This is a genomic window from Halopseudomonas laoshanensis (genome assembly GCF_008365385.1).
Lineage (GTDB): Bacteria > Pseudomonadota > Gammaproteobacteria > Pseudomonadales > Pseudomonadaceae > Halopseudomonas > Halopseudomonas laoshanensis.
This window is the reverse complement of the sequence record NZ_QOVF01000004.1, coordinates 70,104-93,678: the sequence shown is the minus strand read 5'-3', so window position 1 is coordinate 93,678 and position 23,575 is coordinate 70,104. Positions and strand designations below refer to the sequence as shown.

At 60.0% G+C, this 23,575-nt stretch carries 22 protein-coding genes; 1 reads left to right on the top strand and 21 read right to left on the bottom strand.

Features of this window, described 5'->3' with window-relative positions; translation table 11 throughout:
- Window positions 1–191: 191 nt before the first annotated feature.
- From pepN to DT594_RS13865, 8 genes are all read right to left on the bottom strand, one after another.
- The gene (pepN, locus tag DT594_RS13900; protein WP_149333239.1) at window positions 192–2,843 is read right to left on the bottom strand and encodes an aminopeptidase N; all 2,652 of its coding nucleotides are present in this window, start codon (window positions 2,841–2,843) and stop codon (window positions 192–194) included.
- Between the two features lie 10 nt (window positions 2,844–2,853).
- Window positions 2,854–3,684, bottom strand: coding sequence for a DUF2797 domain-containing protein (locus DT594_RS13895; RefSeq protein WP_149333238.1), 831 nt, complete (start codon window positions 3,682–3,684; stop codon window positions 2,854–2,856).
- Window positions 3,684–3,950 carry a YeaC family protein gene (locus tag DT594_RS13890; protein ID WP_149333237.1) on the bottom strand — a complete coding sequence of 89 codons (267 nt, stop codon included), beginning with the start codon at window positions 3,948–3,950 and terminating at the stop codon, window positions 3,684–3,686. Before DT594_RS13890 ends, DT594_RS13895 begins: the two co-directional genes overlap by 1 nt.
- A gap of 40 nt (window positions 3,951–3,990) precedes the next feature.
- Complete coding sequence (locus DT594_RS13885; protein WP_149333236.1) at window positions 3,991–4,842, bottom strand: rhomboid family intramembrane serine protease; 852 nt, start codon at window positions 4,840–4,842, stop codon at window positions 3,991–3,993.
- Between the two features lie 7 nt (window positions 4,843–4,849).
- Window positions 4,850–5,815: a metallophosphoesterase gene (locus tag DT594_RS13880; RefSeq protein WP_149333235.1), complete on the bottom strand. Its 966-nt coding sequence runs from the start codon at window positions 5,813–5,815 to the stop codon at window positions 4,850–4,852.
- Window positions 5,815–6,699 carry an NAD(+) kinase gene (locus DT594_RS13875; RefSeq protein WP_149333234.1) on the bottom strand — a complete coding sequence of 295 codons (885 nt, stop codon included), beginning with the start codon at window positions 6,697–6,699 and terminating at the stop codon, window positions 5,815–5,817. The genes DT594_RS13880 and DT594_RS13875 overlap by 1 nt, the downstream gene beginning before the upstream one ends.
- Window positions 6,700–6,853: 154 nt before the next feature.
- Complete coding sequence (locus DT594_RS13870) at window positions 6,854–7,687, bottom strand: hypothetical protein (protein WP_149333233.1); 834 nt, start codon at window positions 7,685–7,687, stop codon at window positions 6,854–6,856.
- Between the two features lie 216 nt (window positions 7,688–7,903).
- Entirely contained in the window at window positions 7,904–9,937 is a 2,034-nt protein-coding gene (locus tag DT594_RS13865) for an NADPH-dependent 2,4-dienoyl-CoA reductase (protein ID WP_149333232.1), read from the bottom strand.
- 160 nt (window positions 9,938–10,097) lie between these two features.
- On the opposite strand from DT594_RS13865, the gene DT594_RS13860 reads away from it, so the two are divergent.
- Complete coding sequence (locus DT594_RS13860; protein ID WP_246164644.1) at window positions 10,098–11,132, top strand: AraC family transcriptional regulator; 1,035 nt, start codon at window positions 10,098–10,100, stop codon at window positions 11,130–11,132.
- A gap of 304 nt (window positions 11,133–11,436) precedes the next feature.
- Here DT594_RS13860 and DT594_RS13855 read toward each other — a convergent pair whose 3' ends face one another.
- From DT594_RS13855 to btuB, 13 genes are read right to left on the bottom strand one after another with little or no spacing between them, the layout of a single operon-like run.
- Window positions 11,437–12,189: an adenosylcobinamide-GDP ribazoletransferase gene (locus DT594_RS13855; protein ID WP_149333231.1), complete on the bottom strand. Its 753-nt coding sequence runs from the start codon at window positions 12,187–12,189 to the stop codon at window positions 11,437–11,439.
- Entirely contained in the window at window positions 12,186–12,752 is a 567-nt protein-coding gene (gene cobC / locus DT594_RS13850; RefSeq protein ID WP_149333230.1) for an alpha-ribazole phosphatase family protein, read from the bottom strand. The genes DT594_RS13855 and cobC overlap by 4 nt, the downstream gene beginning before the upstream one ends.
- Window positions 12,746–13,798 carry a nicotinate-nucleotide--dimethylbenzimidazole phosphoribosyltransferase gene (gene cobT / locus DT594_RS13845; RefSeq protein WP_149333229.1) on the bottom strand — a complete coding sequence of 351 codons (1,053 nt, stop codon included), beginning with the start codon at window positions 13,796–13,798 and terminating at the stop codon, window positions 12,746–12,748. The genes cobC and cobT overlap by 7 nt, the downstream gene beginning before the upstream one ends.
- Complete coding sequence (cobU, locus tag DT594_RS13840; protein ID WP_149333228.1) at window positions 13,795–14,316, bottom strand: bifunctional adenosylcobinamide kinase/adenosylcobinamide-phosphate guanylyltransferase; 522 nt, start codon at window positions 14,314–14,316, stop codon at window positions 13,795–13,797. Before cobU ends, cobT begins: the two co-directional genes overlap by 4 nt.
- Window positions 14,304–15,770, bottom strand: coding sequence for a cobyric acid synthase (locus tag DT594_RS13835; protein WP_149333227.1), 1,467 nt, complete (start codon window positions 15,768–15,770; stop codon window positions 14,304–14,306). The genes cobU and DT594_RS13835 overlap by 13 nt, the downstream gene beginning before the upstream one ends.
- On the bottom strand, window positions 15,767–16,774 hold the full coding sequence (gene cobD, locus DT594_RS13830; protein WP_149333226.1) for a threonine-phosphate decarboxylase CobD: 1,008 nt from the start codon (window positions 16,772–16,774) through the stop codon (window positions 15,767–15,769). The genes DT594_RS13835 and cobD overlap by 4 nt, the downstream gene beginning before the upstream one ends.
- The gene (cbiB, locus tag DT594_RS13825) at window positions 16,767–17,687 is read right to left on the bottom strand and encodes an adenosylcobinamide-phosphate synthase CbiB (protein WP_149333358.1); all 921 of its coding nucleotides are present in this window, start codon (window positions 17,685–17,687) and stop codon (window positions 16,767–16,769) included. The genes cobD and cbiB overlap by 8 nt, the downstream gene beginning before the upstream one ends.
- Window positions 17,684–18,484 (bottom strand): cobalamin-binding protein, encoded by an 801-nt coding sequence (locus DT594_RS13820; protein ID WP_149333225.1) that lies wholly within the window; start codon window positions 18,482–18,484, stop codon window positions 17,684–17,686. The genes cbiB and DT594_RS13820 overlap by 4 nt, the downstream gene beginning before the upstream one ends.
- Complete coding sequence (bluB, locus tag DT594_RS13815; protein ID WP_149333224.1) at window positions 18,481–19,125, bottom strand: 5,6-dimethylbenzimidazole synthase; 645 nt, start codon at window positions 19,123–19,125, stop codon at window positions 18,481–18,483. The genes DT594_RS13820 and bluB overlap by 4 nt, the downstream gene beginning before the upstream one ends.
- Before the next feature lie 13 nt (window positions 19,126–19,138).
- A complete protein-coding gene (locus DT594_RS13810; protein ID WP_246164643.1) occupies window positions 19,139–20,455 on the bottom strand; it encodes a cobyrinic acid a,c-diamide synthase CobB in 1,317 nt (438 codons plus the stop codon).
- Window positions 20,452–21,063, bottom strand: a complete 612-nt coding sequence (gene cobO / locus DT594_RS13805) for a cob(I)yrinic acid a,c-diamide adenosyltransferase (RefSeq protein ID WP_149333223.1) — start codon at window positions 21,061–21,063, stop codon at window positions 20,452–20,454. The genes DT594_RS13810 and cobO overlap by 4 nt, the downstream gene beginning before the upstream one ends.
- Window positions 21,060–21,635, bottom strand: a complete 576-nt coding sequence (locus tag DT594_RS13800) for a hypothetical protein (RefSeq protein WP_149333222.1) — start codon at window positions 21,633–21,635, stop codon at window positions 21,060–21,062. The genes cobO and DT594_RS13800 overlap by 4 nt, the downstream gene beginning before the upstream one ends.
- 39 nt (window positions 21,636–21,674) lie before the next feature.
- A complete protein-coding gene (gene btuB, locus DT594_RS13795; RefSeq protein ID WP_425460565.1) occupies window positions 21,675–23,495 on the bottom strand; it encodes a TonB-dependent vitamin B12 receptor in 1,821 nt (606 codons plus the stop codon).
- Window positions 23,496–23,575: the final 80 nt, after the last annotated feature.

The following is a 23,575-nucleotide window of genomic DNA, read 5'->3' as shown; positions in this document are numbered from 1 at the left end:
CCAGACAGATGGCGTCCCCATACATCAACCTCTATTATTGTTATTCGGCGCCATGCTCGCATGACGTATCGGCTGATATTACAGTCGATGGACGCTCTAGACTAATAGTTCATGGTTATCTTTTGTGAAGCATGCTTGTGGTGATGTTCCGCTCTGCATTGCAGTGATATTGCAGAGCGGAACCCTTCGCATCAAACCAGTGACTTACTCACCACCTCGTAGACATCAGGCGACAGGTTTTCCGCAGCGATAATGCGTGACAACTCCGCCTTCATCAGCGCTTGGCGGGCTTCGTCATATTTCCGCCAGCGTGTCAGCGGCGTCAGCAGTCGCGCAGCGATCTGCGGGTTGAGCGGATCCAGCTGCAGGATACGATCGGCCAGGAAGCGATAGCCGGAGCCGTCTGCCAAATGGAAATTGACCAGATTCTGATTGGCGAACGCGCCTATCAGTGAGCGGATCTTGTTCGGGTTGCGCATGCTGAACGCCGGATGCTGCATCAACTCCTGCACGCGCTGCAGCGCGCCTGGCTGGCTGGCGGCCGCTTGAATGCTGAACCACTGATCCATTACCAGCGGGAAACTCTGCCAGCGTTCGGCAAAATCACTCAGCGCAGCCCGTTTCTGCTCCTCATGGGAAGAGTTGACCAAGGCGACCAACGCCGCCTGACGGTCAGTCATGTTGTTCGCTTCGACAAACTGGCGCACGCAGATATCCAGTGCCTTGCCCGACGGGCACAGCATCAAATAACCCAGCAGGGTGTTTTTCAGGCTACGGCGCGCTACGGCGGCAGCCGAAGGGCTGTAGGGCACCTGGTCATTGAGCGCTTGGTAAAGCGGCCACATCTCGGCTTCCAGAGCCACTGCCAACTCTTGACGCACCCAGTCCCGCACGTAGTGAATGGCGTCTATATCGGCCACATCCGCCAGCTCGACCAGATAGGCCTCTGACGGCAGCCGCAACATCTCCGCGACCATCGCCGGGTCGAGCGTGCTGTCGGCCAAAAGCGTACGATACACATCAAGCAGGCGTTGATCGAGCATCAACGGCCGGCCGGCTCGATGAATCCCGACCAAGCCTTGAAGAATCTCTACCGCCAATGCCTGGGAAGCCTCCCAGCGGTTGAACCCGTCGGGATCATGCTTGGCCAGAAAGACCCGGTCATCGCGGCTGTAGGGATAGGTCATCTTCACCGGCGCAGAAAAACCACGCAGCAACGATGGCAGCGGCTCTTCGGCAACACCGGTAAAGGTAAATATCTGCTCGGCTTCAGTCACCGCCAGAACCCGCTCGGTGCCCTCCGCCCGGCTTTCATCGGACAACTGCAGCGGCATTTCCTGCCCCTGGGCATCCAGCAGCGCCATACGCACGGGAATCACCTGCGGCTTCTTCTCGCTCTGCCCCGGCGTCGGCGGGCAGCTCTGACGGAACAGCAGACTGAAAGTCCGAGCCGACGCATCGTAGGTGCCTTCTACGGCCAGGCGCGGGGTGCCCGCCTGACTATACCAACGCTTGAATTGAGTGAAATCCGCGCCATTGGCATCTTCCAGAGCCTTGACGAAATCATCGCAGGTCACCGCCTGGCCATCGTGTCGATCAAAATACAGATCCGTGCCCTTCCGGAACCCCTCAGCACCCAGTAGGGTATGCAGCATACGCACGACCTCGGCGCCCTTCTCATACACAGTCAAAGTATAGAAGTTGCTGATTTCAATAAAAGAATCCGGCCGTACCGGATGGGCCATCGGGCCCGCATCCTCAGCAAATTGATTGGCACGTAAAAAGGTCACGCCCTCTATGCGGTTGACCGTCTCTGAATTCATGTCAGCGGAAAACTGCGAGTCTCGCAGTACCGTGAAACCTTCCTTGAGCGATAGCTGGAACCAGTCTCGACAGGTCACCCGGTTGCCAGACCAGTTATGAAAGTATTCGTGTGCAACCACCGCCTCGACGCGCTGGAACGCCAGATCGGTAGCGGTATCGGCATGCGCCAGCACACAGCTGGAGTTGAAGATGTTCAACCCCTTGTTTTCCATCGCGCCCATATTGAAATCGTTGACCGCAACGATCATGAAGATATCCAGGTCGTATTCGCGACCATAGACCTCCTCGTCCCAGCGCATTGAACGCTTGAGGCTGTCCATCGCGTGCGCACACTGCTCGCGATTTTCCGGTTCAACATAGATGCGCAGATCAATCTCGCGCCCGCTCATGGTAGTGAAGCTGTCCTGAATCAGACACAGATCACCGGCCACCAGCGCAAACAGATAGGCCGGTTTGGGGAAGGGATCTTCCCAGGTCACCCAATGCCGTCCACCTTCATGCTCACCCGACGCCACGGGATTGCCGTTGGACAGCAGCACCGGGTAATCGCCACGCTCGGCGATTACCGTGGTGGTGAAACGGCTCATCACATCCGGACGGTCGAGGTAATAGGTGATCTTGCGGAAGCCTTCGGCCTCGCACTGGGTACAGAACATCGCGCCAGACTGGTACAGGCCCTCCAGTGCGGTATTTTCCCGCGGTTTGATCCGCGTGGTAACCGCCAGGTCAAATGAGGCTGAGGCGGGTTGCAGGCGCAAGCTGTGGGCGTCGACTTGATAATCACTGCTTTCCAGCGTCTGATCATCAAGGGCGACCGACAACAATTCCAGATTCTGTCCATCAAGTACCAGCGCCGGCAGCGCCTGCCCGTGCTTGTCGGCATTCAGTTGCACGCTCAGACGGCTGTGCACCAGCGCATGATCGTCGTGCAGATCAAAGGTCAGGTGGGTTTCGCTGATCCAGTAATCGGGTTGCTCATAGTCCTTGAGGTAAATGGTCTTCGGCTGTTCGGTACGCATGGCGTTCTCCTCAGGACACACTGACTGACAGTGTATAGGCGGTATATTTACGAATATTGATGACGCCGGTATCGAGTATCAGATACTGGCCCTTGATACCCAGCAGGGTACCTTCAAGGACCGGTTCCTTGTCCAGGTTGGCGGATTGCGGTTTGGCGCTGTATTGCAGCACCGGGTAGCGGATTTCGGTGACGTCGGCGTGCAGCGGCTGAATGGCTTGCAGACCATGTTGTTGCTGTAGCGCCATAATGCCTGTCGCGGCACCGTCCAGCAGACGGTCACGCGCGGCGAGCATATCCACTGGTTCCGGCTCACCCTTGAGCAGCGCGCGCCAATTGGTCTTGTCTGCCACCTGCTGGCGCAGCAGATCTTCCACCAGCCCGGACTGCAGCCGAGTGGAAACCCGCATGATCGGCAACGCCTGGCTTGCACCCTGGTCTATCCAGCGAGTCGGCACCTGACTGGCGCGCGTAATCCCCACCTTGAGGCCGGATGAATTGGCCAGATAGACAATATGATCGGTCATGCAGAACTGCTCGCCCCAGGCCGGCTCGCGGCAGGTACCCAGGTGATGGTGGCACCGTTCAGGACTCATGATACAGGTATCGCAGGACGCCAGCTTGATCATGCAGGGATAACAGTAGCCCTGGCTGTAACTCTTTTTCGTGCGGCGACCGCAATGGCTGCAATGAATCAGACCGAGCGACTCAAGGCGTAGGGTCTTGCCCAGGCACTCGTTCAACGGTAGTCGCGATTCGCCAATCGGCAGATGGTAGCTGACCGGCGAATCCAGCGCCGTTTTCAACTTGCTGATACTGCCTGTGCCTTGCAGATAAGGCATCAGTGCAGGGTCTCCGAGCCAGTGGAAAAGAGGATCTTAGGGACTGTTTTCGCCTCGGATTTGCAGCTCTGCGGGCCCATATAGCCGGTGCGCTGCTCTTCTGGCAGATTATCCTGCTCCCAGGCAATCATCGCCTGCAGACACAGTTCTTTCTGCTCCTGGGTCAACTTGCGCCCATCGGACCATTTGCCGATCTCGACCGCCGTTTTCAGGCTGGCATAAACGTCGGGGGTAATATTGCGCAGCATTTCGGCAAAACTGGTCATGATGTCTCCAGAAAAAACGATGTCATTGGTTCAATTCTATTCACTCTTGCCGGCCGCGCCGAGCACGTTCCAGCCCACCTGCGGCAAGGCCTACCGCACACCCCGCCAGCAAGCCGCTAACATGCGCGGTATTGGCTATGGCACCGAATCCCAGCATGGTAATCAGCCCGGAAAGACACAGCGCCAGCCAAACCAGCATCAGTACCACTACCCCCTTGGGCAGGGCGAAATGCACGTTGGGAGCGAGCCATTGATACAGCCAGCAATAGCCCAGCAAGCCATAAAGCACACCCGAAAGGCCACCAAAGAGCGCATGGCCGCTTACCCACCACTGGGCAGTGTTGGAAATCAGTGCGAACAGCAGTGTCAGGCCCAACAGCCAGAGGCCGCCGGAACGCATTTCAATGCGCCGCCCCAGCTCCCAGTACCACAAGGAGTTGAAGGCCAGATGCATCAGGCCGAAATGCAGGAATATAGGTGCAACCAGACGCCACCACTGGCTCAGATCCATTTCGCTCGAAAAATAGCCATTGGCGTCGACCGGCACGAAGGTGAACAGGCCAATAGTCTCAGGCCGACTGCCCATCCCGGTCAGCAGCGCAACGACACCGGTCAGCGCCAGCACGATAAGGGTGACCGGGATACGCCGCCAGACCAACGGCCAGTTGGAACTCCCGGCGGCTGGGCTGGCGTTCTCGGCCGAGTCAAACGCCTGATCCGGAATGCCTTCGGCGTAAAATGCCTGCACGATCTGCGCTCCGGCTTCGTCATGAGTCCAGATCACCTGCTTGCCGTCTTCCTCGGTAATGCGATGCACTACCCCCCGGCTGCGCAGGAAGTGGGTAAAGCGACTCAGGTCTTCATCCAGAGAACATTGTAATGCGCGGTACATGCTTACCTCAGGCGAGCCTGGGTACATCGACCCAGACAAAATGATCGCGGTGCAGGCGGTGCTCACCTTCCCAGCGATAAGCGACCAGTTTGCCATACTTCACCGCACTGTAATCCAGGCAGGCAAGATTCGGTCTGATCGGGTGCGGATTGCCCTGCTGCCAATAGTGCCCGACAAACAGTATCGGCTGATCCGTATCATAGAGCAGCAACTCGGCCTTTTGATCATCACTCAGAGGACGAGCGGCAACCTCATCAGGTAAAGCGTCGGGCTGAAAAACAATATCGCCGTAGGTTTGCGGTTGTTCTTCCCAGAATTTGGTTCGAAAGGCCCGGCGCGTCAGGCCGTCCCTGCCAGTCATGATCTGACCGTGCGGCAAACGCATATCGATGCCGCGCAGCAGCCGTTCCAGCACCTGGGAGGCAAAGCTCTCATGGTCAGTGGCGGCTTCAAGAAACTCCCGATCAATACAGCCGTTCTGGTACTGCGCGGCAAATGGTTTGATCAGGTTGTCGTCCCAGCAGGCGTGTACCAGGCGAATCTCGCCCATATCCATAAACAGCGGCAGCGTATAAAACCAGTCAAGAAAGTATTCCCACTCTTCAGGCCAAGCGGCGAACTGCTCGAGCGTATCCTGGATCTGCCGCCGGTTACGCTCGGTGTGTTCGCGAATATACTGCCTGCCGCTACCCGCCGGAGCCGGCGTGCTCCAGGCCAGAGCATTGATTTCGTGATTACCCATGATGCAGCTGGCCGCGCCGGCTTCGACCATGTCATGCACCAGGTGCAGCGCCTCGCGGATACGCGGCCCCCGATCAATGATATCGCCCAGGAACAACGCCTTGCGGGTCGGGTGCCGCCACACCCCTGCCTGTTTTGCATAGCCCATACGAGCCAATAGCTGCGTCAGCGTCTGCGCACATCCGTGCACATCGCCAATAACGTCATAACCTTGAAGATCGCCGGGGAGCATTATTGATCCGTCAGACGACTTGACCAGCCGAGCTTGCTGCGACAAATCGCGTAGAAATTGTGATCCAGTGGGTGCAGCAGACGCAGCTTCTGCGGCTTCTTGCGAATCGTCAGGCTGTCACCCGGCGCACAGGCAATATGCACCTGGCCATCGCAACTGACCTGCGGATAAATGCCGTTCTGCTTGGAGATGATGATTTTCAGTTCGCTGTTGGCATCTACCACGATCGGCCGACTGGACAAGGTGTGCGGAAACATTGGCACCAGCACCATGGCATCCAGCTTCGGGTGCATGATCGGCCCACCGGCAGACAGTGAGTAGGCGGTCGAACCGGTCGGCGTAGCAACGATCAAACCGTCGGACTTCTGGCTGTAGACGAACTGGCCGTCGATATACAGCTCAAACTCGATCATCCGCGCTGATTTGCCAGGGTGCAGCACCACGTCGTTCAGTGCCTCACTTGTGCCTAGTTGCTCATCGCCGCGCCGCACAAATACGTCCAGCAAGAAGCGCTTCTCTACACTGTGTTGGCCTGCCAGCACTTCACCCACCCGGCTTTCCAGCTCGTCAGGGGAAATATCAGTAAGAAACCCGAGCCCACCGCGGTTAACGCCCAGTACCGGAACGTTGTAGCGGCACAGAGCGCGCGCGGCACCCAGCAAACTGCCGTCGCCGCCGACGACGATGACCAGATCGCAGATTTCGCCCATCATCTTGCGGGAACAGACCTGCAACTGGTGCCCCGGCAACAGATCAGCCACCGCATCTTCCAGGATCACGCTATGGCCATTATCCAGCAGAAACCGCTTGAGGCGTTTGAGGGTATCGACCACCTTGCCGCTACCCAGACGTCCGATTAATCCAACATTACGGAACTGCTCCATACCACCTCACTCTTGCAGCCAACTGGCAGCGACAACGCCGCCCAGCCGGATGCTGAACTATTCGAATAGCATGATTATCCGCAGCCAGCACGATGCTGGCAAATGGGAGAGGTTAAGAGGAGTGTCAGGCCGGTAAAAACCTGTGAGGCGGATGTTATTCGACGTCGGTCGGCGTGCGGCTCTGAAGCTTCGACATGTCCCGTTTCAACGCGGCATTGAGCTTCTGCTGTTGGGCCAACTCGTTCTTGATATCGCCTAACTCTCCTTGAATGATCGCCAGGTGATCCTCGTGTTGCTGACGCAAGGCGATCAGCTCGGCATGCTTTTGCTGCACCAATTGATCAATCTGCTCGTGCAGTTCGGCAATTTGAGCAGCTTGTGCGGCACGCTCCTGCTCACCCATCTCTGCCACGGCCCTGGATTTCTCACTGGCTGCTGCGCTGGACGAGTCGATAGACACGACGTTGCTGCCGCCATACCAGGCATCTTCCGCCGCCATCTGCAGGCGGTCCGTCTGCAGCACCGTCAGCGCTTCTTCGTCATCCCCCAGAATACCCAGGGTGTTGCGGGTTACCGCTTCCTTGATCATCAACAGATCGGAGCGCCCCTCACGTTGGCCGGGCTTCCACAGGTGCGGTCGAAACTTCGGATTGGCGGAAAAGCCCAGACATACCAGGCGAATCGGCCCTCCTCCCATATCCGGACCACGCCCGGCCTTTTCAGCCATGGTGCGCAGGGGCATATTCCACAGGCTATTGATGTTGCCATCCAGATCGAAGTCGATAGTGAAAAACACCGCGCCTCTGACATGCAGCCGATTGCTGATCTGCAGAAATACCGCCTCCACCGTTTCATCGGCGAATTCCGGGGACGACACCATGCCGTCGAGCAGCGCCTCGAATTCCGGATAGAGCATTTCCTTGGCGATACCTCGCTCGGAAAAAAACATCACCGCTTCGGTCAGCAGCGGCTTTCGTACTGTATTCATCACTTGCTCCCGCCGGGTCCATCCAGCCTTGTCCAGATCAACATGATCCTACGCTTTTTTATGGCAATTGCACTTTGGAGCGCAAGTGTAGAGAAAAGTGCCATTGAGGACTGTGATGCACTTGGCACAACCTCTGCTGCGCTTTCGTACCACCCAACTACGCAAAAGCCCGCCGCAGCCTCTGGCTGGGGCGGGCTCTCCTGGTGCAGAGCAAATTCAGATAGCTGCGGCCAGACGTGACCCCTGGTCGATCGCGCGCTTGGCATCCAGCTCGGCTGCCACATCAGCGCCGCCGATCAGATGCAGGGTTTTACCCGCGGCTTCCAAGCCCGCCTGCAATTCACGCAGCGGCTCTTGCCCGGCGCAGATAACAATATTGTCGACCGCCAGGACCTGTGGCTCGCCCTCTCCAATCTGGATATGCAAGCCAGCGTCGTCAACCTTGAGGTACTGCACCGAATTGAGCATCTGAACCTGCTTGTTCTTAAGCCCAGTGCGATGAATCCAGCCAGTGGTCTTGCCCAGGCCATCCCCTACCTTGCTGGTCTTGCGCTGCAGCAGATAGACCTCACGCGCTGGCGGATGCGACTGCGGGGTGATACCGGCGATGCCGCCGCGGGCTTCGATATTCAGATCAATACCCCATTCTTTCCAGAACAGTTGGGTATCCAGGCTCGGGTTGCCGCCCTGATGGGTAATGTACTCGGACACATCGAAGCCGATCCCGCCCGCGCCCATCACTGCCACCTTGTTACCCAGCGGCTTGTGATTGAGGATGGTATCGATATAGCTGACCACCTTGGGATGATCAATGCCGGGGATATCCGGCGTGCGCGGCTTGATCCCGGTAGCCAGAATCACCTCATCGAACTCAGTCAGATCTGCCGCCTCGACGCGCTTGTTCAGCACCAGCTTGACCCCGTACTTGTCGATCATCTTGCCAAAGTAGCGCAGGGTTTCGAAAAACTCTTCCTTGCCGGGAACCTGCTTGGCGATATTGAACTGGCCGCCAATTTCCGCCGCCGAGTCGAACAACGTCACCTCATGCCCGCGCTGCGCCGCCACGGTAGATGCTGCCAGACCGGCAGGGCCGGCGCCAACCACTGCGATCTTCTTCACTGCTGCGGTCGGAATATAGTTCAGTTCGGTTTCGTGACAGGCGCGCGGGTTGACCAGGCAACTGGTCAGCTTGCCGCCGAAGGTGTGATCCAGGCAGGCCTGGTTACAACCAATACAGGTATTGATTTCATCGGCCTTGCCGGCAGCTGCTTTATTGACGAAGTCGGCATCGGCCAGGAACGGCCGGGCCATGGAGACCATGTCTGCGTCGCCCTCTGCCAACACCTGCTCTGCTACTTCTGGAGTGTTGATCCGGTTGGTAGTGACCAGCGGGATGCTGACCTCACCCTTGAGCTTCGCGGTGACTTTAGTGAACGCAGCGCGCGGCACTTTGGTAGCAATGGTTGGAATCCGCGCTTCGTGCCAGCCGATGCCGGTGTTGATGATGGTCGCACCAGCGTTTTCAATCGCTTTCGCCAGCATCACCACCTCATCCCAGGTGCTGCCGCCTTCAATCAGGTCGAGCATGGACAGGCGATAGATGATGATAAAGTTCCGGCCTACGCCCTCACGTACACGGCGGACAATTTCTACAGGCAAACGCATGCGGTTTTCGTAGCTGCCGCCCCAGCGGTCGGTGCGCTTGTTTACATGGCTGACCAGAAACTGGTTAATGAAATAACCTTCCGAACCCATTATTTCGACACCGTCATAACCAGCGCTCTGGGCCAGCTGCGAGCAGGTAACAAAGTCGTTGATCTGCTTCTCTATACCGTCCTCATCCAGCTCTTTCGGCGTGAAGGGGTTGATCGGCGCCTTCACCGCACTGGCGGACACCTGCTTGGGGCTGTAGGCGTAGCGACCGGCATGCAGAATCTGCATACAGATCTTGCCACCCGCCTCGTGTACCGCACGGGTCACCACCTTGTGGTGCTCGGCTTCTTCCGCTGTGGTCATCTTCGCCGCCCCGGCGGCCACACTGCCCTCCTCGTTCGGCCCGATCCCGCCGGTGACGATGAGACCCACACCACCGCGAGCGCGCTCGGCAAAGTAGGCAGCCATGCGCTCAAAGCCATGCGGCCTCTCCTCCAGACCCGTGTGCATCGAACCCATCAGGGTGCGATTGCGCAGAGTGGTAAAACCCAGATCCAACGGGGCCAACAAATGTGGATAGAGAGAGGTTTCGCTCATGGACTGCTCCGGTTATCACTTCATCAGGGTCTTTACCGGATACATGCCCGGTAAATGCTATGGCAAGACAATAGGCCCGCGACGAGCAACGCTCAATCACCTGAAATGACATATTTATAACTTTGAATTACAGTTGTGTTTCTCCATAAGTGCGAGTGCTTTGAATGAAGCTCAACCCTTGAAGCTCGGCGATATCTCGGTCGGTTACCTGTACAGCTTGCAAACCGCCCTGCTCAGCCTGGGTCATGACCCGCTGCCGCTGTTCCAGCGCTTTCGCATCAGCAGCGATTTGCTCGCCACGCCGCAGGCACGCATCAGCATTCCGCGCTTTATGCGGCTCGGCAATGCCGCCATCCAACTGACCGGCCGTGCCGATATCGGCTTGTTGATGGGGCGTTGTAGCCACGCCAGTCATCTGGGTTTGGCCGGTATGACCGCCCAATGTGCCGCCGATCTGGGTCAGGCGTTCGAGACGCTGGTGCGCTTCGAGCGTTTGTCCAGCCAGAACTACCGTGGCCACTCCAGCTTTGACGCACCTGCGCTGCGCTTCTATTCGATCAGCCCGTACAACGCCTTCAACCTGTTTGTGGTCGACTCGGCCCTGGCCTCCCGCGCGCAACTTGGCCGCCACCTGACCGGCGGCAAGGCGGTACTCTCGGCGGTGCATATCGAGTTTCCCGCACCCGCGTATGCAGACCGTTACGAAAGCGTCTTCGATTGCCCGGTACTCTTTGAGCAGGAGCACAACCAGCTACTCTGGGAACCGGCGAGCCTGAATCTGCCGTTGGAGCAATCTGCTCCGGCGAGTTTTTTTCATCTGCAATCGCTGTGCAAAGCCCAGTTGCATGACCTCAACCGGCACCGGGGCCTGCGGGAAAAGGTCGAGGAGATATTGTCGCCACAACTGCACCAGCGTTTACCCTCGTTGCCGGAGGTCGCGCGCAAGCTGGGCTTACCCTCCTGGACCCTTCGCCGCCGCCTGCAGCAGGAAGAGCAGACGCGGTTTCAGGACATCATCGATGAAACCCGACAGGATCTGGCCGTGAGTTACATTCGCGATACGGAGCTGGCGTTGGGGGAGATTGCATTTTTGCTGGGCTTTTCGTCGCCGGAGGCATTTCAGAGAGCTTTCAAGCGTTGGACCGGGCAACCGCCGGGACAATTCAGGCGTCAGCAGCGCAGAGCGGCAAGCTGAAGTTAAATACTGAAAGGAGCAAAGGGAATTACCAAAGGGCCAAGCGAGGGGGTTATTGCTAATAGCTACTGCTGAGTGTTGCGGCTTGAGGTGACTGTGAAAGGGGTACCGCAGAAGAAAGCCGAAGCGGTTACATCTCTTCGGCGTCTTCTGCATCCTGATCCCATTCCTGGGCGCGCTTGTCCATCAGTTCTTCTACATAGTCGTTCATTGTTGCTTCCTCTTTTTGTTGTCGAGCCAACTGGCTCACTACCCGACGCTATAGGTCGCGTATGACAGTCAGATGAAGCAGAAATAAAAAAGTTCAGAAAATTACGCTGAGAGCGACCAGCAGCAGGGCTTCAGCCATTTCCAGCAGGGCGCCGGCGGTATCTCCGGTGGTGCCACCCAGGCGCCTGATTATCACCCGGCGCCAGTAGAAGGTAAAAAGTACCACGCCGAACAATGGCAGTAAGCCGGCTGGTCCCCATGCCAGCAGGGCCAACAGCGCAATCACCAGTGCATGACCGAGTAATGCAGGTTTCAGCGAAGCGGGTGCGTGGGTTGCCAACTCTGCGCCCAGGCCGCCGGGACGTGCGTATGGAGTACTGATCAGCAGCGCCGGCAGCAGCAACCGGCCGATCCAGGGCGCCAGCAATAGTGCCAGCCACGCCTGATTTTCCAGCAAGCTGACCAGCGCAGCGAACTTGAGCAGTAACACCAGCACCAGAGCCACCACACCGATCGGGCCGCAGGCCGGGTCTTTCATGATCGCCAGAGTGCGGTCGCGATCACCATGCCCACCGACCCAGGCGTCGGCGCTATCTGCCAGGCCATCCAGATGCAGCGCACCGCTGATCCAGACCCAGAGACTGAGGATGATCGCGGCCTGCAGCAAGGGCGCAGCCGACATCAGCAACCAATGGACCAATAGCAATACCAGCCCGATCAGCGCGCCAACCAGCGGATACCACAACAGCGAGCGGCCATTATCCTGCGCCGTAGGAAGAGAAGGCAGGCGCACCGGGAGGCGTGTAAGAAATTGCAGGGCAATCATCAGCGCCAGCGGGAATTTCATAACTGCTCCAAATCACCATCAGGATGACGGCGCAGCAGCACTCGTTCGGCCAGTGCCACCTGCACCTGCAGCAGTTGTTCGCGCGGCAAGCCCTGCGCCCGGGCCAGCAACAACCGCATCACGCCACCATGGGTTATCACCAGTACCTTGTCGCCGGCATGCCGCAGCGCCAGATCATCCAGACTTGCCAGCACCCGCTGCTCAAACGTCAATACCGACTCGCCGCCGGGGGGTGTGCAGGCATAGGGATCCCGCCAGAAAGCCGCCAGGGTGTCCGCATGTTCCCGCATCAGATCAGCCGGGTACTGGCCCTCCCATTCGCCGAAGTGCAGCTCGCAGAGACCGGGCTCCAGGCTTACCGGCGTGTTAAGCCGCGCGCCTAGCTCGGCGGCAAAGGCCGCGCAACGACGCAGCGGCGAACTGATGATGTGCTGCCAGGCACCGGGGGTCTGACAGGCCTGGTGCATCTGTTGCCAGCCGGCGGGCGTCAGTTCGTCATCCAGGCTGCCGCGCAAGCTGCCGGCCAGGGCTGTCTCACCATGGCGCAGCAGTTCGATCAGCACGGCTGACGATCAGAGACGTCCGCTTGCGCGAAAGTCGCCATCTGGTTATGCAATGCGCAGGCTGCGCGTAGCAAGGGTACTGCCACCGCTGCGCCGCTACCCTCGCCCAGGCGCATGCCCAGGTCCAGTAACGGCGATGCCTGCAAGGCTTGAAGCACCAACGTATGCCCGGGCTCGGCACTGCGGTGACTGAACAGCATCCATTCGCGGCAGCCGGGATTCAGCCGGGTAGCACAGAGGGCCGCGACTGAACTGATATAGCCATCGATCAGCATCGGCATGCCGCGCTGCGCGGCAGCCAGGTACGCGCCCGTGAGCGCGGCAATTTCCAGCCCGCCCAGCCGTGACAGCGCCGCAAGTGGATCACGCAGATGCGCCGCGTGGCGTAACAATCCACGCTGGATGACCCGCAGTTTATGTTCCATTCCCGACTTGTTCAGGCCGGTCCCCGGCCCTACCAGCAAGGCCGCAGGCCGGCCCAGCAGAGCACTGGCCAGCGCACAGGCGCTGGTGCTGTTACCAATGCCCATTTCTCCGCCGATAAACAGGTCGGCCTTGTTGATTGCCAACACTGCCTCCTGGCCGACGTTTATGGCCTCGAGGCACTGCTCGGTCGTCATTGCCGGGGCACGGCAGAAGTTGGCGGTGCCCGGCGCAATAAAGCGATGTTCCACATTGCTCAAAGAGCGAATCGGCACTGCCAGGCCCAGATCCATGACTTTCAGCGTCGCGCCCAGGTGCCGGGCCAGCACACAGATAGCGGCACCACCCTGGGAGAAATTGCGCAACATTTCGCCCGTTACCGACTGCGGATAGGCAGACACGTTCTCGGCCATTACGCCATGATCAGCAGCAAAAATAGTGATCCAGGGCGCTTCGATGGCTGGCTGATCCGAGCCTTGCATGGCCGCCAGTTGCACAGCCAAAGCCTCCAATTGCCCGAGAGAACCTGTTGGCTTGGTCAATTCGCTCTGACGTTGCTGCGCTTCGAGCATCGCGTCCCGATCCAGTTGCGCCACTGCTGCGCTCCACCATGGCCGGCTCATGGTAAGGCCCCCTTCAAGGCCATCGGTAAACCGGCGATGCAAAACAATACACGTTCACAGCGCTGCGCCAGGGCCTGATGCAGCCAGCCCGCCGCGTCCACATAACGCCGGCTCAGCTCGCCCATGGGTACTACGCCCAGTCCGGTTTCATTACTGACCAGAATAATCCGGCCCGGCAGCGCACCGAGGCAATCGAACAGCGCCTCACGCTCGGTCTCCAGCCGGGATTGGTCCTCACATAGCAGCAGATTGGTCAGCCACAGCGTCAGGCAATCGACCAGCAGGCAACGCCCGGGGGCGGCCTCGCGGCGTAATACGTCAGCCAGTGCCAACGGCTCTTCTACCAATGCCCAGTCGGCCGGGCGACTTTGCTGGTGTTGGCGAATGCGCTCGCTCATCTCGCCATCCAGCGCCTGACTGGTAGCAATGTAGGTCACCGGCCAACCGCTGTCCTTGGCCAGTTGTTCGGCCAGCCGGCTCTTGCCGGAACGTGCGCCGCCCAGAATCAATTCTTGCATGCAGGAACTCCACACAATTGCCGTAGCAATTCAGTATCCAGATGGGCTTCGACACTCTGTGCCAGACGCTCGATATCCCGTTCACGCAGCGCAGCGTAATCCAGAGCCTGCGCCTGCGCCAGCCCCGCCCACTGCAGTAGTGCCTGACTGGCCTGTGGCGATTCGAACAGGCCGTGCAGATAGGTCCCGGCAATCTGCCCATCTTCACTGAGAGCACCGTCGGCTTCGCCGCTGTCTAGGTACAGTAGCGGGCGCTCCAGCGCCGGCCCTGCACTGCGTCCCGCGTGGATTTCATAGCCGCCGACCCTGGCCTGATCCAGCTGCAAATGCCCCGATACCCGTGTGAGCCGCTTCTGTGCCTGCAGGGTAGTGACAAAGTTCAGCAAGCCCAACGCCGCCTGACTACCCGCTGGCCCCTCCAGGCCCAACGGGTCATCAATGCGCTGACCGAGCATCTGCAGGCCACCACAAATTCCCAGCAACTTGCCGCCATAACGCAGATGGCGGGTAATTGCCTGATCCCAGCCGTACTGGCGCAAAAAAGCCAGATCAGCACTGACACTTTTGGAACCCGGCAGAATGATCAGATGCGCCGGCGGAATCGGCTGGCCCGGGCCAATGAATTGCAGGTCGACCTGCGGGTGCAGACGTAATGGATCAAAATCCGTGTGATTGCTGATGCGCGGCAGTACCGGCACCACCACCCGCAGCGCATCAAGGGCCTTGGCGCCCTGATGGGCGTTGACCGCATCCTCGGCCTCCAGATGCAGATCATGCAAGTAAGGCAATACGCCCAACACCGGCTTGCCGGTATGCGCCTCCAACCAATCCAGGCCGGGCTGCAATAAAGCGATATCGCCGCGAAAACGATTGATGACAAAGCCCTTGATCCGCGCTTGCTCGCTCTCCGAGAGCAATGCCAGCGTACCGACCAGGTGGGCAAACACCCCGCCCTTGTCGATATCGGCAATCAGAATCACCGGGCAATCCACCGCCTCGGCAAAGCCCATATTGGCGATATCACCTGCCCGCAAATTGATCTCTGCCGGCGAGCCTGCACCCTCGACCACTATGGTGTCGTAGCTGGCGAGCAAACGTTGGTGAGACGCCAGCACCGCGCGCAACGCCGTGGGCTTGTAGGCGTGATAGGCCACCGCATCCATGCAGCCAATCGCATGGCCATGAATAATCACCTGGGCGCCCACATCGGTATTGGGTTTGAGCAGCACCGGGTTCATATCGGTATGCGGCTCCAGGTGCGCTGCCTGGGCCTGCACCGCCTGGGCGCGGCCGATCTCACCGCCATCGACCGTTACCGCTGCGTTCAGTGCCATATTCTGCGGTTTGAACGGTGCCACCTTGACGTCCTGATGACGCAGCCAACGGCACAAGGCGGTGACCAGCGTGCTCTTGCCGGCATCCGAGGTGGTGCCCTGAATCATCAGCGTACTCATGCGTCAGCTCTCGCAGGCGTGCTGAAACGAATGTCCGCCAATGCCGTATGCAGCCGCTGCCAGGCGGATTCACTGCCAGGCAGACCGATACGCAACGCCGCTGGCTGGTCGAACAATCTGAGCAGAATGCCCTGGCGGGCCAGCGCCGCATGAATATCCGCGGCCTGGGGATGCGGCACCCACTGGAACAATGCGCAACCGCCCGCCGGGCTTAGCCCGTACTCGGCGAGCAGATCGGTCAGACGCTGAGCGTCACGCCGCAAACGTGCCCGCCACAAGGTCTGCGTTGTGTGATCGGCCAACACAGCCTTGCCAACTGCCCGAGCGGGTCCGCTGACGCTCCAGGGCCCAAGTTGCCGCTGCAACGCAACCAGCATTCCCGGTTCGCCTAACACAAAGCCTAATCGCACCCCGGCGAGGCCGAAGAACTTACCCAGCGAGCGCAGCACAATCAGCCCAGGACGGTCGCTGAATGCAGCGAGACTGTATTCCGGCGAGATATCCGCAAAGGCTTCATCGACAATCAGGCACCCGCCGCGTCGGTGTAACCGCTCGTGCCACTCCAGCAGCGTTTCGACATCGATCTGAGTGCCGGTTGGATTATTCGGATTGACCACTACCAGCACATCAAGTCGTTCCAGATGGCTGGCTACGTCAGCCTGATCCATACCGATGGTCTCGTGCCCTGCTCTCTCCCAAGCGTGGCGATGTTCCGCATAGCAGGGCTCGATAAAACCCACGCGAGCGGATGCAAACAGCTGAGGTAACGCTTGAATCGCGGCCTGTGAGCCTGCCACCGGCAGCGCTTGGGCGGCACCATAATAGTTCGCGGCAATCGCCTCCAGGCCATCACTCTCCTCCGGCAACCGTGCCCAGACGGCGTGGCTAAAGGCAGGCAACGGCCATACATAAGGCGCCAACCCGGTGGACAGGTCGAGCCAGCCCTCGACGGCAATACCGTAGTGCGCTGCGGCCTGGCGTAACCGACCGCCGTGTTCAAGCATACAAAAGCCCCCAGAGCACCGCGAGTGTCAGTAACCAGAGCACTACACCCTGGCGGACCAGCTTTACGGCGCGATCAATATCCTCAGCCTTTGCCTGCGGCCCGGCGCCCAAAGTGGGCCGCTGGTGCAGCTCGCCCTGATAAATTGCCGGCCCACCCAGGCTGACATTCAACGCCCCGGCCCCGGCAGCCATCACCGGACCGGCGTTGGGGCTGTCCCAGGCCGGCGCCTGGATGCGCCAACAATGCAATGCCTGGCGTGTACGCCCGCACAGGGCATAGGTCAGAGCAACCAGCCTGGCCGGCAGATAATTGAGCGAATCATCCAGCCGCGCCGCGGCCCAGCCAAACTGGCGAAACCGCGCATTGCGGTAGCCCCACATCGCGTCCAGCGTATTGCTCAAGCGGTACAGCACCACACCCGGCGCGCCGAGCAGGGCGAACCAGAACAGCGCGGCAAATACTGCGTCGCTGCCGTTTTCCAATACCGACTCGGTAGTGGCACGGGCTATGCCCTCCTCGTCCAGCTCATCGGTCTGGCGGCTGACGATATAGCTCACGCGCAATCGCGCCTCCCCCAAATCACCCTCGCGCAACGCCTTACTGACCGGTTCGGCATGCTCAGCCAAGCTGCGCAGTCCGATGGCCAAGTACAGCAGCAGCAATGAGAAAACCCAGCCAATGATCGGCAAGCTCGCCAGCGCCCAGGCGCCCAGCGTCAGCGGCAGCACCGCCAGGGCCCAGGCCAGCAACCCGCGACCACGCCGCGCGCTATCGCGGTTCAAGGTGGCTTCCAGGTAATCGGCAAAACGACCGAAGCCGACCAGCGGGTGCCAGCGTTTCGGTTCACCCAGAACGTGATCAAGCAGCAGCGCACCGATCAGCCAAGGGGCGCTCAACACGGCGGCGCTCAGCACTGACGCTGATCCCAATGGCGGATCAACTCATGCAACTGCTCCAGCCCGATGGTCAGTGCGGAGATGCCGGGCTGCAGAATATCCGGCGATTTTATTTCGAACAGCTGCTCATTGCTTAGCGCCGGAATCTTGGGCCAGCCGGGCCGGTCAAACAGATGTTCAGGCCGAAAGCGCTTGCCGCACCAGGAGCCGATAATCAGATCCGGCGCGCGGCGCACCACTTCCTGCGGGTCAGTGATATAGCGCTGTTTGGCTTTCGGGTGGTGGCTGAGCTCGGCAAAGCAGTCTTCCCCGCCGGCCAGTTCGATCAGCTCGCTGACCCAGCGAATGCCGGAAATCAACGGGCCATCCCACTCCTCGAAATACACCTTGGGTCGACGCGACAATTGCGTTGCCTGCTTTCGCACCCGGTCCATGCCCAGCTGCAACTCAGCTACCAAAGCCTCGGCTTTATCACTGGCGTGCACCAACGCACCCAGAGTTTCGATCATGCGCAGGATGCCGGCGATATCGCGCTGATTGAACAGGTGAACTTCCAGCCCCTCACGGGCCAGCTCCGCGGCCATATCGGCCTGCAGATCACAGTAGCCCAGCACCAGGTCCGGCTTGAGTGCGAGAATCTTTTCGGTCTTGGCACTGATAAAGGCCGAGACCTTGGGCTTTTCCTTGCGGGCCTGCGGCGGGTGGACGGTAAACCCGGAAATACCCACAATGCGATCCTGTTCGCCCAAGCGATACAGCACTTCGCAGGTTTCGGTGGACAGGCAGACAATGCGTTGCGGGCCTTTCATCACAGCTCCCATTGATCGGTAAATAACAGTTCGGACAGTGGCCTGGGGTTGGTCCAGCCTTGCTCGACCAGCATCGGCTCGGCGTAGAACGCCTCAACTGGACCCAAGCACAGCACCGCCACCGGTTTTGCATCCGCCGGCATGCCGAGCAGATCTGCCAGCGCCCGCGGATCGAACAACGAAACCCAACCCAGACCAAGCCCTTCAGCACGGGCAGCCAGCCACAGATTCTGAATCGCGCAGGCGACCGAGGCCAGATCCATTTCCGGCAGGGTCCGGCGGCCAAACACATGTTGCTCGCGGCCCTCCGGCAAGGCGGCGACCAGCAACTCGGCGCAGTCAAGAATGCCTTCGACCTTGAGCCGCATAAAATCCTCGGCACGCTCACCCAATGCTTGTGCGGTGCGCTGCCGCTCTTCCTCAACCAGCTTATGAATGGCGGTGCGTAAACCCGGCTGGGTAATGCGTACAAAGCGCCAGGGCTGCATCAGCCCGACACTGGGCGCCTGATGGGCGGCTTCCAGCAGGCGTGACAACTGCTCAGCAGGCACCTCACCGCCGCTGAAATGGCGCATATCCCGCCGTTCTCGAATCGCCCGGTACACCGCCGCACGCTCGGCGTCGGAGAAATCCGCTGCACTCATGGGCGCATGCCGTTCATGGGCAAAACAGGGCCGCTGCCGCCTGGGGGTTGCCCGGCAGATACAGGTGGATATAAGACGCTGTCAGCCGCCCGATCCGCCAGACTGCCTCGGCGGTGCGCTTGTAATTCGGGCACTCGCCGCGCACCAGCGGATCCAGCTCACATTCGAGGGAGGAATGATGAAAGGTATGCCCGCGCAAGATGCCTTCCGGCAGCGCGACTTCCTGCAACGCTAACGCAGTCAGGCGCTTCTGCATGGTCGCGCGGCCCGGCAACAGGCCGACCAGCTCGGCGCTCCGCCCTTCGGCATCCGTCAGTGATTCGCACAGATAGAGCATGCCGCCGCATTCGGCGTGAATCGGCTTGCCAGCATCATGGTGCTCGCGGATAGCAGCCTGCATCGCCTGGTTGCCGCTCAACTCGGCCAGATGCAGTTCGGGATAACCGCCCGGCAAATACAGGCTGTCGATCTCGGGCAACTGCGTATCGCTCAGCGGCGAGAAGAACAGCAGCTCCGCACCCAGCCGCGTCAGCAGATCCAGGTTGGCTTGATAGATAAAGGCAAAGGCGGCGTCACGCGCAACACCGATACGTACTCCCGCCAGCGCTGCGCTTGATGTGCCGACTAAAGCAGTCTCAGGCGCGCTGAAGCGAATCGGCACTGGTAACTGAGTATCGGCACTGGCCAGCAGCGCGTCAGCCGCCGCATCCAGCCGGGCATCCAGATCCGCCAGCTCGTCCGCCTGCACCAGGCCCAGATGGCGGCTCGGCAAGCCAATGGCTTCACTGCGCGGCAGCGCGCCGAACCAGGCACAACCCTCAGGCAGGCAGTCCCGCAGTATCTCGCCATGCCGGGCACTGCCAACCTTGTTGGCCAGCACCCCCGCAAAAGGCAAGCCCGCCTGATAGCTGGCCAGGCCGTGGGCCATGGCGCCAAAGGTTTGGGCCATGCCAGAGCCATCGATCACCGCCAGCACCGGCACGCCAAAGCAGCGCGCTAGATCCGCCGCTGAGGGCGTACCGTCAAACAGCCCCATGACCCCTTCGATCAGAATCAGGTCGCACTCCGCCGCCGCCGCGCTGAGCAAACGCCGGCTCTCCTGCTCACCAATCATCCACAGATCAATCTGGTAGACCGGTCTGCCACTGGCGCGCTGCAAGATCATGGGATCGAGAAAGTCCGGCCCGCACTTGAATACCTGCACCCGTTTGCCCTGCCGGCTATGCAGCCGGGCTAGGGCCGCGGTGATGGTGGTCTTGCCCTGGCCCGAGGCCGGGGCGGCGATCAACAGTGCCGGGCATTGCTGTTCTGCGCTGTTGGACTCAGTCAAAACTCCACTCCTTTCTGCGCCTTGATGCCGGATTTGAATGCATGCTTGACCACGCCCATCTCGGTCACGGTATCGGCAGCGTCTATCAGAGCCGGTGGCGCGCCACGCCCGGTAACCACCACATGCTGGGCCATGGGCCGCGAGCCGATATCCTGTAATACCTGATCCAGCGACAGGTACCCGTATTTCAGCGCAATATTCAGTTCATCCAGCACCACCAGCGCCACCGCTGGATCGCTCATCAACTCCACCGCCACCGCCCAGGCGGCTTGCGCCTTGGCGATATCGTCCTGGCGGTCCTGGGTCTCCCAGGTAAAACCGGCGCCCATGACGTGGTAGCGGACCTGTTCGGGAAAGCGCCGAAAGAAGGTTTCCTCGCCGGTGCTGCGCGCGCCCTTGATGAACTGCACGATGCCCACCTGCAAGCCGTGACCCAGACTGCGCGCCGCCATACCGAAGGCCGAACTGCTCTTGCCCTTGCCGTTGCCAGTCAGCACCAGCAGCAAGCCGTGCTCTTCCTGAGCCTGGGCAATTTTCTCGTCGACAATCGCCTTCTTGCGCTGCATACGCAGCCGATGACGTTCGTCGCGCTCAGCGCTATCGCTCATGCCTGGCGGCCTTGCTGCGCCTCACGCAATGCATAAACCCGCAGAACGATATAGATCACCGTAGCCGCGCCCACATACAGCGCCATACTGCTCAGGTATTGCGGATAGTAGGTCACGATGCGCTCAAGCATGCCGGGAAAGGTCGGGTTGTCGTAACGGCCGGAAAAGAAATAGAAGCCGCCGCTGGAAAACAGCTGGCACACCAGCGCGCTGGTCAGCACGGTCGGTATCAGCACCAGCAATGAGCTCAGCTGCTCACGGTGCCAGCGCGCGTACAGGCGGCCACCGAACCACAGCGCAGCATAGGCTGGCAACAGCATCCAATAGGCGACGGTCATGCAGTGGTGACCGGCGTTGGTCCAGCCTACGCTCATGATATCCATAAAGGTGGTTTGCAAAAACAGTAGCGGAAAGACCCAGCGCGGCTTGAGCAACACACCGGCGAGAAAGAACACCGCCCAGGACGCGCTGGGCAGATTGACCAGGCTGAAATGGCTGCCACGGGTCATGGCGACCAGCAACACAAGTACGATACCGATAGCCACCTGGCTACGTCTGGACAGTTCTAACATGGGTCATCCTCCTTGGATGGTTTTTAAGAAACAGGCGCTTTAAAGCGCCTGGTAACGCAAAGTCAGATAGCCCGCCCTACCCTGTTGCTGGTACGTCGCGGCGGTCTCGTAGTCGGTGTCGAACAGGTTGCTGATGCGCGCCTGCAGGCGCCAGGTATCACTCAACTGATATTCCGAGCGCAGATCGACGGTGTTGTAGCCGGACAACTCGGTGGTATTGGCGGCGTTATCCCAGCGCCGGCCCTCCACGTGCAGGCTAGCGCCCAAGCCGACTCGGCCGAACCGGCGGTCCAGATCCAGATTGAATATCTGCTCGGCCCGCCGCGGCAGCAGCTCGCCCTGGCCTGCTCGGTTTGATTCGTTGGCCGGGTCCTGCAGGGTGAGATTGCTGCTCAGATCCCAGCCCAGCAGTTGGCTGACCAGAGACAGCTCGACGCCGTTGATCACCGCCTTGTCGATATTCTGCGCACGCAAACCAGCGCCTTGATTGAAGTAGGCGATCAGATCGTCGATCTCGTTGCGGTACACCGCTACCGCCCAGCTGCCCCAGACGTGCGCGCCATCCAGACCCAGTTCCAGGCTGCGCGAGGTTTCCTCGGAAATATCCGGATTGCCAAAGCTGGGATGGTAGAGCTGGTTGAAGGTCGGCGCCTTGAAGGCGCTGCCATAGCTGGCACTGGCACGCAGGCTATCGCTGATGCTGTAGCCATAGCCGATGCTGCCGGTGTTGTAGGTGCCATGCTGCTCGTTGTCGTCATGGCGAGCGCTGAGCTGCAGTTCGTGCCGCCCCGTTTGCGCCAGGTACTGGGCGTAGGCTCCGTGGTTATCGCGGCTGTCTTCGGCAAAGTCAGTGCTGCCGTTGACCGAGTCCTGCAGCAGGTCATAGCCCAGTGTCAGCACCTGCCCGGGCTTGAGCTGAACATCGTTCTGCCAGCTGAAGCTGTCGCGGCGGGTATCAATCCGCGTGTTGAATACATTGCCGTTGAAGGTATCGACCTTGTCTTCGCTGCGGCCTGCCTGCAGGGTCACCAGCCAGGGATCAGTCGGGGTAAAGCGCGCGCGCAGGCCGTGGGTACGCAGCAGATTGTCAGCGTTGGCCTTGAAGCCGGAGTCGTAATCATTGTGCGAGCGCACCTCGATCACATGGCCGTCCAGCTCCAGGCCATTATCGAAGCGATACCCGGCGGTCATGTTCGCCGACCACTCGCGATAGCCGTCGTTATCCGGCTCAGGAGATGGTGCGCGCGGCCGCGCGTCGATTCCACGTGTACCCATGCTGGTCACGCCCAGGTTGTACCAGGCGTTGCCCAGCCCACCGGACACCCCGGCGCTACCCGCGTGATAATTGCGGCTACCGGCGGTTGCCGAAACCCAGGGCTTGGCGCCCTGTTGCTCACCGCGACGGGTAAAGATCTGAATCACCCCGCCTATGGCTTCGGAGCCATACAGGCTGGAGCGCGGGCCGCGCACCACCTCGATGCGTTCGATCTGCTCCACCGGCAGATTTTGCATGGCCACATCGCCCGTGGTCGCCGAGCCCAGGCGAATGCCGTCGATCAACACCAGCACATGATTGCTGTTGGTACCGCGAATACCCAGCGCCTCGTTCTTGCCATGGCCGCCGGTATTGGTGATGTTGATGCCCGGCACCCGGCGCAGCAATTGCGCCACGCTGGTCGCTTGCAAGCGCTCAATCTCCGCGCGCTCAATCACGCTGACCGAGGCGATGCCCTGGCTGGCAGACAAGGACGAGCGCGTGGCGGTGACCACCTGATCATTCAAGTTGACGGAATTGGCGAGGCAAAACGAGGACAGGCCCATGCAGGCCACCGCTACAGAAGCGGAAAAAAAGGTATTGATACGGTTACTGGTCATGCGAATTTTGGCTCCGTCGTACCTACCCGTACGACACTGCTAAGAGGTAGCAGTCGGCGAAGCAA

Bases quoted from the DNA above. Each gene is read 5' to 3' on its own strand.
- cobT (WP_149333229.1), bottom strand. From the start codon at position 13,798: ATGAGCCGGCCATGGTGGAGCGCAGCAGTGGCGCAACTGGATCGGGAC.
- DT594_RS13800 (WP_149333222.1), bottom strand. From the start codon at position 21,635: ATGTTAGAACTGTCCAGACGTAGCCAGGTGGCTATCGGTATCGTACTT.
- cobO (WP_149333223.1), bottom strand. From the start codon at position 21,063: ATGAGCGATAGCGCTGAGCGCGACGAACGTCATCGGCTGCGTATGCAG.
- cobD (WP_149333226.1), bottom strand. From the start codon at position 16,774: ATGCTTGAACACGGCGGTCGGTTACGCCAGGCCGCAGCGCACTACGGT.
- DT594_RS13835 (WP_149333227.1), bottom strand. From the start codon at position 15,770: ATGAGTACGCTGATGATTCAGGGCACCACCTCGGATGCCGGCAAGAGC.
- DT594_RS13890 (WP_149333237.1), bottom strand. From the start codon at position 3,950: ATGACCAGTTTTGCCGAAATGCTGCGCAATATTACCCCCGACGTTTAT.
- DT594_RS13895 (WP_149333238.1), bottom strand. From the start codon at position 3,684: ATGCCTTATCTGCAAGGCACAGGCAGTATCAGCAAGTTGAAAACGGCG.
- DT594_RS13865 (WP_149333232.1), bottom strand. From the start codon at position 9,937: ATGAGCGAAACCTCTCTCTATCCACATTTGTTGGCCCCGTTGGATCTG.
- bluB (WP_149333224.1), bottom strand. From the start codon at position 19,125: ATGAGTGCAGCGGATTTCTCCGACGCCGAGCGTGCGGCGGTGTACCGG.
- DT594_RS13855 (WP_149333231.1), bottom strand. From the start codon at position 12,189: ATGAAATTCCCGCTGGCGCTGATGATTGCCCTGCAATTTCTTACACGC.
- cobU (WP_149333228.1), bottom strand. From the start codon at position 14,316: ATGCAAGAATTGATTCTGGGCGGCGCACGTTCCGGCAAGAGCCGGCTG.
- pepN (WP_149333239.1), bottom strand. From the start codon at position 2,843: ATGCGTACCGAACAGCCGAAGACCATTTACCTCAAGGACTATGAGCAA.
- DT594_RS13880 (WP_149333235.1), bottom strand. From the start codon at position 5,815: ATGCTCCCCGGCGATCTTCAAGGTTATGACGTTATTGGCGATGTGCAC.
- DT594_RS13870 (WP_149333233.1), bottom strand. From the start codon at position 7,687: ATGAATACAGTACGAAAGCCGCTGCTGACCGAAGCGGTGATGTTTTTT.
- DT594_RS13885 (WP_149333236.1), bottom strand. From the start codon at position 4,842: ATGTACCGCGCATTACAATGTTCTCTGGATGAAGACCTGAGTCGCTTT.
- DT594_RS13875 (WP_149333234.1), bottom strand. From the start codon at position 6,699: ATGGAGCAGTTCCGTAATGTTGGATTAATCGGACGTCTGGGTAGCGGC.